The organism is Kitasatospora sp. NPDC015120, assembly GCF_043080305.1.
In the GTDB taxonomy this organism is placed as follows: domain Bacteria; phylum Actinomycetota; class Actinomycetes; order Streptomycetales; family Streptomycetaceae; genus Kitasatospora.
Genome location: NZ_JBIBVJ010000001.1, coordinates 352,081 through 364,510, shown reverse-complemented (window position 1 = coordinate 364,510; position 12,430 = coordinate 352,081). Strand labels below are relative to the sequence as shown.

Here is a 12,430-nt window from a genome sequence, read left to right as displayed (position 1 = left end):
TCGTCCCCGGCCGTCAGGCCTTGCCGCCCGCCGCCTTCTGCTCGGCGAAGCGGACCAGGGTGCGCACCGCGGAGGCGGTGCCGCCCTTGGGGGTGTAGCCGAACGGCGCGCCCTCGTGGAACGCCGGGCCCGCGATGTCCAGGTGGGCCCAGTCGATGCCCTCGGCCACGAACTCCTTCAGGAACAGGCCGGCCACCAGGCCGCCGCCCATCCGCTCGCCCATGTTGGCCAGGTCGGCGACGGTCGACTCGGTCATGCCCTTGCGCAGCTCGGCCGGCAGCGGCATCGGCCAGGACTGCTCGCCCACCTCGCCGGCGGCCGTGTGCAGGCTGTCGCGCAGCTCGTCGGCGTTCGCCATCACCCCGAAGGTGCGGCTGCCCAGCGCCATCATCATCGCGCCGGTCAGGGTCGCGACGTCGACGATCACGTCCGGGTTCTCCTCGCCGGCGCGCACGATGGCGTCGGCCAGCACCAGGCGGCCCTCGGCGTCGGTGTTCAGCACCTCGACGGTCTTGCCGCCGTACATCCGCAGCACGTCGCCCGGGCGGGTGGCCGAGCCGGACGGCATGTTCTCCGCCAGCGCCAGCCAGGCGGTGACGTTGACCTGCAGGCCGAGACGCTTGGCGGAGACGACGGCGGCGAACACCGCGGCCGCGCCGGCCATGTCGCACTTCATGGTCTCGTTGTGGCCGGCCGGCTTCAGCGAGATGCCGCCCGAGTCGTAGGTGATGCCCTTGCCGACGAACGCCAGGCTGGCCCTCGCCTTCGGGTGGGTGTACGCGACCTTCACCAGACGCGGCGGGTTGACCGAGCCGTTGCCGACGCCGAGCAGGCCGCCGAAGCCGCCCTTGAGCAGCGCCTTCTCGTCCAGCACCTCGACCTTGAGGCCGTGCTCCTTGCCGGCCGCCTGGGCGAGCGCGGCGAAGGACTTCGGGTTCAGGTCGTTGGGGGCGGTGTTGACCAGGTCGCGGGCGCGGTTCATCTCCTCGCCGACGACCAGGGCGCGCTCGACCGCGGCCTTGGCCTCCTTGCTGCCCTTGCGGGTCGACAGCAGCACCAGCTCGCCGACCGGCTCCTTGCCACCGTTGTTCTTGTAGGTGCCGAACGCGTACGAACCGAGCAGGGCGCCCAGCGCGACCGCCTCGATCTCGTCGGCCGACTCGGCCGGCAGGGCCAGCGCGGCCTTCTTGGCACCGGCCAGGGTGCGGGCGGCGACACCGGCGGCGCGGCGCAGGGCCTCCAGCTCGTACCCGCCCTCGGCGGCGTCACCGAGACCGACCGCGAGCACGAGCGCGGCCTTCAGACCGGCGGGGGAGGGGACCTTGACGGTCTCGCCCTCGGCGCCGGTGGCGCCCAGCGTGCTGAGCACCTCGGCCAGCTTGCCCTCGAACGCCTCGGCCACGGCCTCGGCGCCGGGGGCCAGCGCGATGCCCTTGGGGCCCTTCGCCACGCCGATCACCAGGGCGTCCGCACGCAGCGAGGCGGCGGCGGAGGTGCTCACAGACAATGCAGTCACGTAAAACGTCCTGTTCTTTCGCGGTCCACGACCGGTCGCGGCGCTGGTGCCGCACCGGCGCAGCCCGGGACCGCCGGCCAGGCCGACCGGCCGGTGTCCGCCGGACCCGGGACCCCTGGCTGCGCGCGCCCACCGCCGCGGCGGTCGCGCACACCAGAGGCCCCGGCGCCCCAACGCGCGCCGGACGGGCAGGACCTGCGACGGTGCAGGGCTGCGGTGCTCCCCGCATGGTAGTCCGCATGGTGGGATCACGCGCCGCCCGGTGTACCGCCTTTCGGCGCACGGGCTTTGGCGTCCTCCCTCAGCGCAGCAGCGCGAGGACCAGCAGCGTGCCGGTCGCGGCGGCCTCCGCCATCGCCCCGAGCACGTCCCCGGTGATCCCGCCGAACCGTCGCACACAGCGCCGCCGCAGCAGCAGGGCTCCGCCAGTGCCCAGCGCAACGGCCAGCGGGAGAAGCAGAGTTGACGCACCGTCGGCCGACCCGGCGAGAGCGAGCAGAGCGGCCGCGCCGCCCGTCGAGACGAGAGCCGCACCCGGCGCCACCGCGCTCGCCACCATCGCGCCCAACCCGCCCGGCCGGGCCGCCGGCACCGACCGCAGGCACCCCCAGGCGAGCGCGCACCGCGCCGCCACCGCCGCCGCGAGCACCGCGAGCGCGCCGCGCAGCGGGGAGACGGCGAACTGCCCGGCCAGCGCGGCCACCTGCGCCAGCAGCACGAGGACGAGGGTGAGCACCCCGAACGGGCCGATGTCCGACTGCTTCATGATCCGCAGCGCGTCCTCGGCGGGCTTCCCGCTGCCCAGGCCGTCCGCGACGTCCGCGAGCCCGTCCAGGTGCAGCCCCCGGGTGAGCACCGCGAGCGCCCCGACCGCCGCCACCGCGCCGAGCGCCCCGCCCGCGCGCCAGGCGACCAGCGCCCCCGCCGCCGCCGCGACCGCCCCCAGCACCACCCCGACCAGCGGTGCGAGCACCATCGCCCGCCCCCCGGCCTCCCGGTCCCAGCGCCGCACCCGCACCGGCAGCACCGACAGGGTCCCGAACGCGAACCGCAGCCCGTCCCGCACACCAACCACCCACCGACCACTCGGACACGACGAAAGGGCCCGGACCCGTCGTCACCGACGCGGCCCGGGCCCCCGGACTCCCGCTACAGCTTCCCCAGCAGCTCCGCCGCCGTCGGCAGCCGGGCCGGCTCCTTGGGCGCGGCCGGGACGAACACCTCCGGCACCTCCTCGGCCAGCGTGTCCGCCGCCGCCTGGAGCAGCGGCAGCGCCATCAGCGCGCCGACCCCCTCGCCCATGGTGATGCCCTGCTCCTGCAACGGCGTCAGGGTCAGCCGGTCGTACGCCTTCGCCTGCGCCGGCTCACCGCTGGTCTGCCCGGCCCGCCACCACTCCGGTGCCCGGAACGCGATCCGCTGCGCGACCAGCGCGCAGGCCGCCGAGACCACCCCGTCCAGCACCACCGGCAGCTTGCGCACCGCGGCCTGCAGCAGGAACCCGGTGACCGCCGCGAAGTCCGCGCCGCCGGTGGCCCCCAGCAGCGCCAGCTGGTCGCCCAGCACCGGCCGGGCCCGGCGCAGCGAGTCCCGCACCGTCGCACACTTGACCATCCACACCCGGTCGTCGATGCCCGACCCGCGCCCGGTGACCGCCGCCGCGTCCGTCCCGCAGAGCGCGCCGACCAGCACCGCCGCCACCGTGGTCGAGCCGACCCCGAGGTCGCCCAGCACCACCAGGTCCGTCCCGGCGTCGGCCTCCTCGTCGGCCACCGCCATACCGGCCCGGAACGCCCGGGCGGTCTCCTCGGGGGTCAGCGCGTCCTCGACGTCGATCCGCCCGGAGCCGCGCCGCACCCGGTGCGCCGTCACCTCGGCGGGGAACTCCGCGGCATCGGCGTCGACCGCGACGTCCACCACCCGCACCCCGGCGCCGAAGCGGCGGGCGAGCAGCGCGACCGGCGCGGTGCCGTCGAGCACCGAGCGCACCCGTGCCGCCGTGCCGCCCTGCGCGGGCAGCCGGGACACCCCGAGGCGGGCCACCCCGTGGTCGGCGGCGAACAGCACCACCTTGGGCGCCGACAGCGGCCGCACCGGGGAACGCCCCTGCACGGACGACAGCCAGGCGCCCAGCTCCTCCAGCTTGCCGAGGCCGTTGCGCGGCCGGTCCAGCTCCTGCCACCGCTCCTCGGCGGCGCGCCGGGCGCTCTCGTCGGGGCGCTCGACGAGCGAGGAGAACGTATCGAGATCCACGGTCGTGTCCATCGTCCGGAAGGCTACACGCCGCGGGTGTTCACCGGAGGGGCGCCGGCGCCGAAAGGCGGGAAGGGCCGGGCCGCCGTTCAGCCGGCGGCGGGCTTGACCGTGAGCACCTGCCCCGCCACGACCAGCAGCACCCGCTCGGAGGCGTCGGCGACCGCCATGTTGAGCCGGCCCAGGGTGTCGCGGAACCGGCGGCCGGCCGCGGTCGCCGGGACGACGCCCATGCCCACCTCGTTGCTGACCGCGACCGCCGGCCGCCGGGTGCCGGCCCAGGCCGCCGCCAGCGCCGCGCAGCGCCGCTGCACCGCGGCCTCGCCGCCGTCCGCCCAGAGCGCGTCGTCCCAGGCACCGCACTCGTCCATGACCGCGGTCAGCCACAGCCCCAGGCAGTCGACCAGCACCGGCGCCGGGTCGGCGGTGTCGGCCAGCACCGCCTCCAGGTCGCAGGTCTCGGCGGTGCGCCAGCTCGCCGGGCGCCGCTCGCGGTGCAGCGCGACCCGCTGCGCCCATTCGGCGTCGCCGTCCCGGGTGCCGCCGGTGGCGACGTAGAGCACGTCCCGGTGGTGGGCGAGCAGCTGCTCGGCCCTGGTCGACTTGCCGGACCGGGCGCCGCCGAGGAGCAGGGTGCGGGGGAGCGGGGCGTCAGCTGTCATGCGTCCCATCCTCGCGCACCGCGCATACCGAAGATCCGGCCGGGCAACCTGAGGGCTTAGGGTGCGCTCACAGCGCATCGCTGATCGTCGGCGGGAGGAGCCGGGCATGGTCTGGACGTGGCGGTACGAGAAGGCGGACGGCACCGTGGTGGCCCCGGACGGCGGCCAGGCGGAGGAGTTCGCCGGCCAGGGGGACGCGGAGACCTGGATCGGGGAGAACTGGAAGCAGCTGGCCGAGGACGGGGTGGACCGCGCGGTGCTGCTGGACGACGGCCGCGAGGTCTACACGATGAGCCTGCACGAGGACTGAGCCGCCGGGCGGTGGCCCCGGGGCCGGCCCGGCTCCGGGGCTACTTCATCCCGACGACGTGCAGCAGCGCGGCGACCTGCCGGTACGGGTCGGTGCGTCCGGCCCGCTCCTCGGCCTCCAGCAGCTGGGCGAGCTGCCGGCCGTCGACCGGCGGCGCGTCGTCGGGGGCGTGGTCGGTGAAGACCCGCACGCCGTACCAGCGCCGCAGCGGCACGGACACCTCGGAGAGGGTGACGGCGAGGTCGCCGATCCGGTCGGCGCGGGCCGCCAGTCCGAGCCGGTTGTAGTACCGGTCGCTCTCGAAGGCCTCCAGCGCGGCCCGCCAGTCGCCGGCCGCGGCCGGGCGCAGGGCGAGCGCGTCGCGGTTGCGCACCACCAGCGAGAGCAGCCCGCCGGGGGCGAGCAGCCGGGCCAGCGAGGCGATCATCGGATCGGGGTCCGGCAGGTACATCAGCACGCCGTGGCAGAGCACGACGTCGAAGCTGCGCGCGCCGAACCAGCGCCCGCACTGGTGACCGTCGCCGATCAGCAGCTGGACCCGTTCCCGCACCGCCCCGGGCTCCTCGGCGAGCACCTCCTGGGCGGTGCCGAGCGCGGCCGGGTCGGAGTCGATGCCGGTGACGTAGTGCCCGGCCCGGGCCAGCCGCAGGGCCTGGGTGCCCTGCCCGCAGCCGATGTCGAGGACCCGCTGCCCGGTGCGGCCGGTGAGCTGCTCGGCGAGCTGCCGGGCGACCATCTCCTGCCGGACGAGGTTGCGCAGCGAGCCGGGCCGCCCGGGGGAGGGGCCGGCGCCGCCGGCGAAGGAGCCGCTGCGCGAGGGCAGCCGCCGGTCGTAGCCGGTCAGCTCGTACCCGCGGTCGTACCCGCCGCGCTCCTGGGCGCCCCGGTCGTGGCCGCCGCCGCCCTGGCCGGGGAGCGCGTAGAGGCCGGGCCCGTCCCAGACGGGAGGGGCCCAGCCGGAGTCCACCGGTTCGGCGGTCAGGGCTTCTCCCCGCGCCGCACCTGCGGCTTGGGCAGTCGCAGCCGGCGCATCTGCAGGATGCGCATCAGGCCGTAGGCGACCGCGCCGCGGGTGTTCTGCCCGGCGAAACGCTCGGCGAGCTGCTTGCGCAGGCCGAAGCCGAGCCGGACGAAGTCCAGGACCACCAGGACGAAGAAGGTGAGGAACAGCAGCGTGGAGAGCAGCTGGAGGGCCGGCACCTTGACGATGCTGAGCACCAGGATGAGGACGGCGGCCGGGAGGAAGAACTCGGCCAGCGACCAGCGGGCGTCCACGTAGTCGCGGGCGAACTTGCGCACCGGGCCCTTGTCACGGGCCGGCAGGTGGCGCTCGTCGCCCTCCAGCAGCGCGGTGCGCTGCTTCTCGCGCTCGGAACGCATCCGTTCGCGGGCCTGGCGGGTGGCCTCCTTGCGGTCCTTGGGCACGCTCACCCGGGTCCGCCGGTTGGCCTCGGCCTCACTGCGCTTGGGCGTGGGCCGGCCCTTCTTCGCCTGCGGGTCGCGGGGCTGGGTCGTCTCGTCCTGCTTCTCCAGCACGGCGGCGGAGGCAGCGGCATCATCTGAACGGCGTCGGAACACACCACCAGCGTACGGGGTGCGGGACGCCGTTCTCGGGTCCCCCGGGAACCAAACGCATATCGATCGCGTCCCGGGCCGCCGGCTTCGGGGTTCCCCGGGGTTCCCCGTAGGGGATCACTCTGCTGACCGGCGGGTGGAACGAGAGCGGGATCCACCCCGCGGATGAGGCTTTGCGGGACCGACCTGTAGCAGGCTTGTTGCAGGCAGGTGCACTGCGGCGACGCGCTCGCTGCACATACACTCGTCGTGTCTGGTAACGAGACAGAGACCGCAGGCCGGAGAAGGGGGCACCCAGGCCCATGAGCGACGGAATCATGAAGCGTATGGGGCTGATCTTCCGCTCCAAGGCGAACAAGGCCCTGGACCGGGCGGAAGACCCGCGTGAGACGCTGGATTATTCGTACCAGAAGCAGCTGGAGCTGCTGCAGAAGGTGCGTCGGGGCGTCGCGGACGTGGCCACCTCGCGCAAGCGTCTGGAGCTCCAGCTGACCCAGCTGCAGCAGCAGTCGGCGAAGTACGAGGACCAGGGCCGCAAGGCGCTCTCGCTCGGCCGGGAGGACCTCGCCCGCGAGGCCCTGACCCGCAAGTCGAACATGCAGTCCCAGATCAACGACCTGCAGGTGCAGTACCAGCAGCTCCAGGCCGAGGAGGAGAAGCTCACGCTCGCCTCCCAGCGGCTGCAGGCCAAGGTCGACGCCTTCCGCACCAAGAAGGAGACCATCAAGGCCACCTACACCGCGGCTCAGGCGCAGACCCGGATCGCCGAGTCCTTCTCCGGCATCTCGGAGGAGATGGGCGACGTCGGCCTCGCGATCCAGCGGGCCGAGGACAAGACCGCGCAGATGCAGGCCCGGGCCGGCGCGATCGACGAGCTGCTGGCCTCCGGTGCGCTCGACGACGCCAGCGGCCTCGGCCGCAAGGACGACATCGAGGCCGAGCTGGAGCGGGTGGCCGGCGGTTCGGACGTCGAGCTGGAGCTGGCCCGCATGAAGGCCGAGCTGACCGGCGGCTCCCCGGCCTCCGGCCCGCAGGCGATCGAGCAGGGCCGCCCGCAGGACGCCGCACCGCAGCAGCAGGACACCCCGAGGATCAACTACAACAAGTGATCCCGGCTCCGTTCCGGAGCACCTCCGCGAGACATCCCCAGGAACAGGGAGACCGACGGCATGATCATGAGGGTCATGGGTGAGGGGCAGTTCGAGGTGGGCGAGGCCCATCTGAACCGGCTCAACGAGCTGGACGACGAACTCCTCACCGCACTGGAGTCGGGGGACGAGGACCACTTCCGCCGGGCGCTCGGCGAGCTGCTCGGCGCCGTGAAGCAGTTCGGCACCCCGCTGGCGGACGACTCGCTGGAGCCGTCCGACCTGATCCTGCCGGACGCCGAGGCCACCATCGACCAGGTCCGCGAACTGCTGCGGTCCGAGGGCGACGGTCTCATCCCGGGCGTTCCCGAGTAGCCGCCGTCTCGGCCAGACACGAGGGCGGGCCCCCTCCCACCGGGGAGGGGGCCCGCCCTTGGTCGTCCGTGCCGCCGGGCGGCGGGCCGCTACGGCAGCGCCAGCATCCGGTCCAGCGCGGCCTTGGCGTACTTCTCGGTCTCCGAGTCGACGGTGATGACGTTCGGCACCCGGCCCTCGACCAGCGACTCCAGCGCCCAGACCAGGTGTGGCAGGTCGATCCGGTTCATGGTCGAGCAGAAGCAGACCGCCCGGTCCAGGAAGACGATCTCCTTGTCCGGGTGCGCCTTGGCGAGCCGGCGGACCAGGTTCAGTTCGGTGCCGATGGCCCACCTGGAGCCGGGCTCGGCGGCGTCCAGCGCCTTGATGATGTACTCGGTCGAGCCCACCATGTCGGCGGCCGCGACGACCTCGTGCCGGCACTCCGGGTGCACCAGGACGGTGACGCCGGGGATCCGCTCGCGCACGTCGTTCACCGAGTCCAGGGTGAACCGGCCGTGCACCGAGCAGTGGCCGCGCCACAGGATCATCTTCGCGTCCCGCAGCTGCTCGGCGGTCAGGCCGCCGTTCGGCCTGTGCGGGTTGTAGACCACGCAGTCGTCCAGCGAGAAGCCCATGTCGCGCACGGCGGTGTTACGGCCGAGGTGCTGGTCGGGCAGGAACAGCACCTTCTGGCCCTGCTCGAAGGCCCACTCCAGCGCCCGGCGGGCGTTGGAGGAGGTGCAGATGGTGCCGCCGTGCCGGCCGGTGAAGGCCTTGATGTCGGCGGAGGAGTTCATGTACGAGACCGGGACGGTGACGTCGGCTATGCCGGCCTCGGTCAGCACGTCCCAGCACTCGGCGACCTGCTCGGCGGTGGCCATGTCGGCCATCGAACAGCCGGCCGCGAGGTCCGGGAGGACGACCTTCTGGGCGTCCCCGGTGAGGATGTCGGCCGACTCGGCCATGAAGTGCACACCGCAGAAGACGATGTACTCGGCCTCCGGGCGGGCCGCCGCGTCGCGGGCGAGCTTGAAGGAGTCGCCGGTGACGTCGGCGAACTCGATCACCTCGTCGCGCTGGTAGTGGTGGCCCAGGATGAAGACGCGGTCGCCGAGCGCGGCCTTGGCCGCCCGGGCGCGCTCGACGAGGTCCGGGTCGGAGGCCGGCGGGAGGTCGCCGGGGCACTCGACGCCGCGCTCGCTGTTCGGATCGGCCTCACGGCCGAGCAGCAGCAGAGCGAGCGGCGTCGGGGTGGGGTCGACGCCGTAGGTCTCGGTGATGGTGGTGGTCACGGGCGGGTGCCCTTCTGTGCGGCCGATCAAGCGGTGAAGCCTTTTCGTCTATCTGACGCAATCTATGATAACCGGTTAGCGTCAGAGTGACGATGGCCATCCTGTCGATGTGACGAGAACCGCTCGCCGGTTCGGAGCCTTCCCGGCCGTGTGCGGCGTGGCCGGAACGGGATCCCGGCCGGTCCGGGTTTCGCTGGTCCCATGAAGGCAATCGCGATCCACCGCTACGGCGGCCCCGAGGTGGTCGAGTACACCGACCTGCCCGATCCGAAGGTCGGCCCGGACTCGGTCCTGGTGCAGGTCAGGGCGGCCGGGGTGAACCCGGTCGACTGGAAGGTGCGGGAGGGGCGTCTGGACGGCCTGCTCGACGCGCACTTCCCGCTGGTGATGGGCTGGGACGCCGCGGGGGTGGTGCGCGCGGTGGGCGGCGGGGTCACCGAGTTCGCCCCCGGCGACGAGGTCTACGGCTACGTGCGCAAGGACGCGGTGGAGCACGGCACCTACGCGGAGCTGGTCGCCGCGCCGGTGCGCACGCTGGCCCGCAGACCGGCCGCGCTGGACTGGGCGCAGGCCGGCGGGCTGCCGCTGGCCGGGCTCACCGCCCTCCAGTCGCTGCGGGCGGTGGGCGTGGGCGCCGGGGACACCGTGCTGGTGCACGCCGCCGCCGGCGGGGTGGGCCACCTGGCGGTCCAGCTGGCCGGGGCCTTCGGCGCCCGGGTGATCGGCACCGCCGGCGAGCGCAACCACGACTACCTGCGCTCGCTGGGGGCCGAGCCGGTCCGCTACGGCGAGGGCCTGGCCGACCGGGTCCGGGCGCTCGCCCCGCAGGGGGTGGACGCCGCGCTGGACCTGGTCGGCGGCGACGCCGTCGCGGTCTCGGCCGGACTGGTCGGCGACCCCGCGCGGATCGCCTCGGTCGCCGACTTCGGGGTCCGGGCGCTCGGCGGCCGGTACGTCTGGGTCCGTCCGGACGCCGCCGGGCTGGCCGAGCTGGCCGCACTCGCCGACGAGGGCCGGCTGACGGTGACCGTCGCCTCCACCTTCCCGCTCGCCCAGGCCGCCTCGGCGCAGGCGCTGGTGGCGGAGGGGCGCACCCGGGGCAAGATCGTCCTCCTCACCGGCTGAGCCCCGGCCCGGCCCCGCCGCCGCCCCGCCGCCGCCCTGCCCCCGTCCCGGCGCCCGTCCCGGCGCCCGTCCCGTCATCCGTCAGAGGTGGACTCACTCCTGACATCCGCCAGAATGGGTGCCGAACCGTTTCGGCGGGCCGCAGCGGTCCCGCCCCACCGCCACCGATCCCGCCCCCGACGCCGCACGACCCGTGGAGCCCCGCACCGATGACCAGCAGCCGCGCGCACGAGACGGTCGGGGCCTCCCTGGACGAGACCGACCGCCTCCTCCTCGCCCGGCTGGCCGGGGACGGCCGTGCCTCCTACGCGGAGATCGGGGTCCAGGTGAACCTCTCCGCCACCGCCGTGCGCCGCCGGATCGACCGGCTGCGGGCGCGCGGGGTGGTCCGCGGCTTCACCGTGGTGCTCGACCCCTCGGTGCTCGGCTGGCAGACCGAGGCCTTCGTCGAGGTCTACTGCCGCGAGCGGACCGCCCCCGAGGAGATCCTCGCCAGCCTGCGGCAGTTCCCCGAGGTGATCGCCGCCTGGACGGTCACCGGCGACCCGGACGCGCTGGTCCACCTGCGGGCCGCCGACATGCGGCACCTGGAGGCGGTCATCGAACGCATCCGCCGCGAGCCCGGCGTCCAGCGCAGCCGCTCCTCCGTCGTCCTCTCCCAGCTCATCGGCTGACCCCTCCGGGGCCCCGCGCAGGAATCCTGCGCGGGGCCCGCGGAAGACGCCGGAAAGCTGCCCGACCGGCCGCGTTCCGACGCGCGGGCGGGGCCCGTCGCTGCCTACGCTGATCACGTCCGGCCGTGCGGTGCCAACCCCCCGCCCCGCCGGACCCTCCCCGACACCCCACAGCCGAGAGGGACACCCGTGTCCGCAGCCCCCGACCGCATGCACCGGCCCGACAGCGACCTGGTCGACCTGGTTTTCGACTACATGCGCGAGCGGCTGCAGTACGACCCCGTCCCGCTGGACCACCCCGGCGACGGCGAGCACCTGCGCGCCCAGCTGTCCGGCCTGCTCAACCAGCACGGCAACAGCCCGGCCGACGTGCTCAAGCTCTACGACCACGAGCTGTCCCGCGCGGTGATCTCCGCCGACAGCCCGCGCTACCTGTCCTTCATCCCGTGCGCCCCCACCAAGGCCGCGCTGCTCTTCGACATGGTCGTCTCCTGCGCCTCGCTCCAGGGCATCTCCTGGCTGGAGGCGGCCGGCGCGATCGCCGCCGAGAACCAGGTGCTGCGGCTGATAGCGGACCGCGCGGGCCTGCCGGACTCGGCCGGCGGCGTCTTCGTCTCCGGCGGCTCGGCCGGCAACCTCTCCGCGCTGGTGGTCGCCCGCGACACCGCCCGCCGCCGCCTGGGCGTCGGGCCGCAGGCCCGGCTGCGGATCGCGGTCGCCGACCAGGTGCACTCCTCGGTCAAGAACACCTTCAACATCATCGGCGTCGAGGCGTTCAAGGTGCCGACCGTGGACCGCCGCTTCACCGGCGAGGCGCTGCGCGCCGCGCTGGCGGCCGACCCGGACCCGGAGACCGTCATCGCCGTCGTCGGCACCGCCGGCACCACCAACGAGGGCATCGTCGACGACCTCCAGGGCCTGGCCGAGGTCGCCCGCGAGCGCGACCTCTGGTTCCACGTCGACGGCGCCTACGGCGGCGCGGGCCTGTTCGCCCCCTCCGTCCGGGAGCGCTACAACGGCATCGAGCACGCCGACTCCTTCGTCGTCGACCCGCACAAGTGGCTCTTCGCGCCGTTCGACTGCGCCGCGCTGCTCTACCGCAACCCCCAGCTCGCCCGCGCCGTGCACACCCAGGACGCCGCCTACCTGGACGTCCTGCACACCGAGGGCGACGAGTGGAACCCCACCGACTACGCCTACCACCTGACCCGGCGCGCCCGCGGCCTGCCGCTGTGGTTCTCGCTCGCCGTGAACGGCGTCCAGGCCTACACCGACGCCATCGAGGCCGGCCTCACGCTCGCCCGGGAGACCGCGCAGCTGATCCGCGACACCGACCACCTGGAGCTGCTGTTCGACCCGCAGCTCTCCGCGGTCTGCTTCAAGCGCACGGGCTGGACCAACGACGACTACTACCGCTGGTCGCAGCAGCTGCTCGCGGACCAGATCGGCTTCGTCACCCCGACCGGCTGGGACGGCGAGACCGTCGCCCGCTTCGCCTTCCTGCACCCGGGCACCACCATGGAGATGGTCCGCGAGATCCTCGACACCATGGCGTGAGCCACCCGCGACGACGGACCC

General features: G+C 74.1%; 12 protein-coding genes and 1 pseudogene. 6 read left to right on the top strand and 7 right to left on the bottom strand.

Annotated features, from left to right (window positions below; genetic code table 11):
• Positions 1-13: 13 nt before the first annotated feature.
• The 4 genes and pseudogenes from ACF1AK_RS01600 to cobU form a co-directional block, all read right to left on the bottom strand.
• Complete coding sequence (locus tag ACF1AK_RS01600; RefSeq protein WP_391496754.1) at positions 14-1,516, bottom strand: leucyl aminopeptidase; 1,503 nt, start codon at positions 1,514-1,516, stop codon at positions 14-16.
• A gap of 301 nt (positions 1,517-1,817) precedes the next feature.
• On the bottom strand, positions 1,818-2,582 hold the full coding sequence (locus tag ACF1AK_RS01595) for an adenosylcobinamide-GDP ribazoletransferase (RefSeq protein WP_391496753.1): 765 nt from the start codon (positions 2,580-2,582) through the stop codon (positions 1,818-1,820).
• Between the two features lie 83 nt (positions 2,583-2,665).
• The gene (locus tag ACF1AK_RS01590) at positions 2,666-3,781 is read right to left on the bottom strand and encodes a nicotinate-nucleotide--dimethylbenzimidazole phosphoribosyltransferase (protein WP_391496752.1); all 1,116 of its coding nucleotides are present in this window, start codon (positions 3,779-3,781) and stop codon (positions 2,666-2,668) included.
• A 77-nt stretch (positions 3,782-3,858) separates the two neighbouring features.
• Positions 3,859-4,425 (bottom strand): annotated as a pseudogene (cobU, locus tag ACF1AK_RS01585) (bifunctional adenosylcobinamide kinase/adenosylcobinamide-phosphate guanylyltransferase); the annotation flags it as partial.
• Between the two features lie 112 nt (positions 4,426-4,537).
• Between cobU and ACF1AK_RS01580 the strand changes: the two are divergent.
• Positions 4,538-4,741 (top strand): hypothetical protein, encoded by a 204-nt coding sequence (locus ACF1AK_RS01580; protein ID WP_391496751.1) that lies wholly within the window; start codon positions 4,538-4,540, stop codon positions 4,739-4,741.
• A gap of 40 nt (positions 4,742-4,781) precedes the next feature.
• Here the strand turns inward: ACF1AK_RS01580 and ACF1AK_RS01575 are convergent, their stop codons facing one another.
• Together ACF1AK_RS01575 and ACF1AK_RS01570 are read right to left on the bottom strand one after the other, a co-directional pair.
• Positions 4,782-5,477, bottom strand: a complete 696-nt coding sequence (locus ACF1AK_RS01575; protein ID WP_391497336.1) for a class I SAM-dependent methyltransferase — start codon at positions 5,475-5,477, stop codon at positions 4,782-4,784.
• Positions 5,478-5,719: 242 nt separating this feature from the next.
• Positions 5,720-6,319 carry a DUF3043 domain-containing protein gene (locus tag ACF1AK_RS01570; protein WP_391496750.1) on the bottom strand — a complete coding sequence of 200 codons (600 nt, stop codon included), beginning with the start codon at positions 6,317-6,319 and terminating at the stop codon, positions 5,720-5,722.
• A gap of 299 nt (positions 6,320-6,618) precedes the next feature.
• Between ACF1AK_RS01570 and ACF1AK_RS01565 the strand changes: the two genes are divergently transcribed.
• Positions 6,619-7,425 carry a PspA/IM30 family protein gene (locus ACF1AK_RS01565; protein WP_391496749.1) on the top strand — a complete coding sequence of 269 codons (807 nt, stop codon included), beginning with the start codon at positions 6,619-6,621 and terminating at the stop codon, positions 7,423-7,425.
• A gap of 60 nt (positions 7,426-7,485) precedes the next feature.
• A complete protein-coding gene (locus tag ACF1AK_RS01560) occupies positions 7,486-7,779 on the top strand; it encodes a hypothetical protein (RefSeq protein WP_391496748.1) in 294 nt (97 codons plus the stop codon).
• 89 nt (positions 7,780-7,868) lie between these two features.
• Here ACF1AK_RS01560 and nadA read toward each other — a convergent pair whose 3' ends face one another.
• Positions 7,869-9,053 carry a quinolinate synthase NadA gene (gene nadA / locus ACF1AK_RS01555; protein WP_391496747.1) on the bottom strand — a complete coding sequence of 395 codons (1,185 nt, stop codon included), beginning with the start codon at positions 9,051-9,053 and terminating at the stop codon, positions 7,869-7,871.
• A 201-nt stretch (positions 9,054-9,254) separates the two neighbouring features.
• Here nadA and ACF1AK_RS01550 point away from each other — a divergent pair, with 201 nt between their 5' ends.
• From ACF1AK_RS01550 to ACF1AK_RS01540, 3 genes are all read left to right on the top strand, one after another.
• On the top strand, positions 9,255-10,178 hold the full coding sequence (locus ACF1AK_RS01550) for an NADP-dependent oxidoreductase (RefSeq protein WP_391496746.1): 924 nt from the start codon (positions 9,255-9,257) through the stop codon (positions 10,176-10,178).
• A 209-nt stretch (positions 10,179-10,387) separates the two neighbouring features.
• Complete coding sequence (locus tag ACF1AK_RS01545; RefSeq protein WP_380295808.1) at positions 10,388-10,852, top strand: Lrp/AsnC family transcriptional regulator; 465 nt, start codon at positions 10,388-10,390, stop codon at positions 10,850-10,852.
• Positions 10,853-11,041: 189 nt separating this feature from the next.
• Complete coding sequence (locus tag ACF1AK_RS01540; protein WP_391496745.1) at positions 11,042-12,409, top strand: pyridoxal phosphate-dependent decarboxylase family protein; 1,368 nt, start codon at positions 11,042-11,044, stop codon at positions 12,407-12,409.
• Positions 12,410-12,430: the final 21 nt, after the last annotated feature.

What these genes read in the sequence shown, in the direction of transcription:
- ACF1AK_RS01590 (WP_391496752.1), bottom strand. Translation starts at nt 3,781, where the DNA reads ATGGACACGACCGTGGATCTCGATACGTTCTCCTCGCTCGTCGAGCGC.
- ACF1AK_RS01580 (WP_391496751.1), top strand. Translation starts at nt 4,538, where the DNA reads ATGGTCTGGACGTGGCGGTACGAGAAGGCGGACGGCACCGTGGTGGCC.
- ACF1AK_RS01575 (WP_391497336.1), bottom strand. Translation starts at nt 5,477, where the DNA reads ATGGTCGCCCGGCAGCTCGCCGAGCAGCTCACCGGCCGCACCGGGCAG.
- ACF1AK_RS01565 (WP_391496749.1), top strand. Translation starts at nt 6,619, where the DNA reads ATGAGCGACGGAATCATGAAGCGTATGGGGCTGATCTTCCGCTCCAAG.
- ACF1AK_RS01560 (WP_391496748.1), top strand. Translation starts at nt 7,486, where the DNA reads ATGATCATGAGGGTCATGGGTGAGGGGCAGTTCGAGGTGGGCGAGGCC.
- ACF1AK_RS01550 (WP_391496746.1), top strand. Translation starts at nt 9,255, where the DNA reads ATGAAGGCAATCGCGATCCACCGCTACGGCGGCCCCGAGGTGGTCGAG.
- ACF1AK_RS01545 (WP_380295808.1), top strand. Translation starts at nt 10,388, where the DNA reads ATGACCAGCAGCCGCGCGCACGAGACGGTCGGGGCCTCCCTGGACGAG.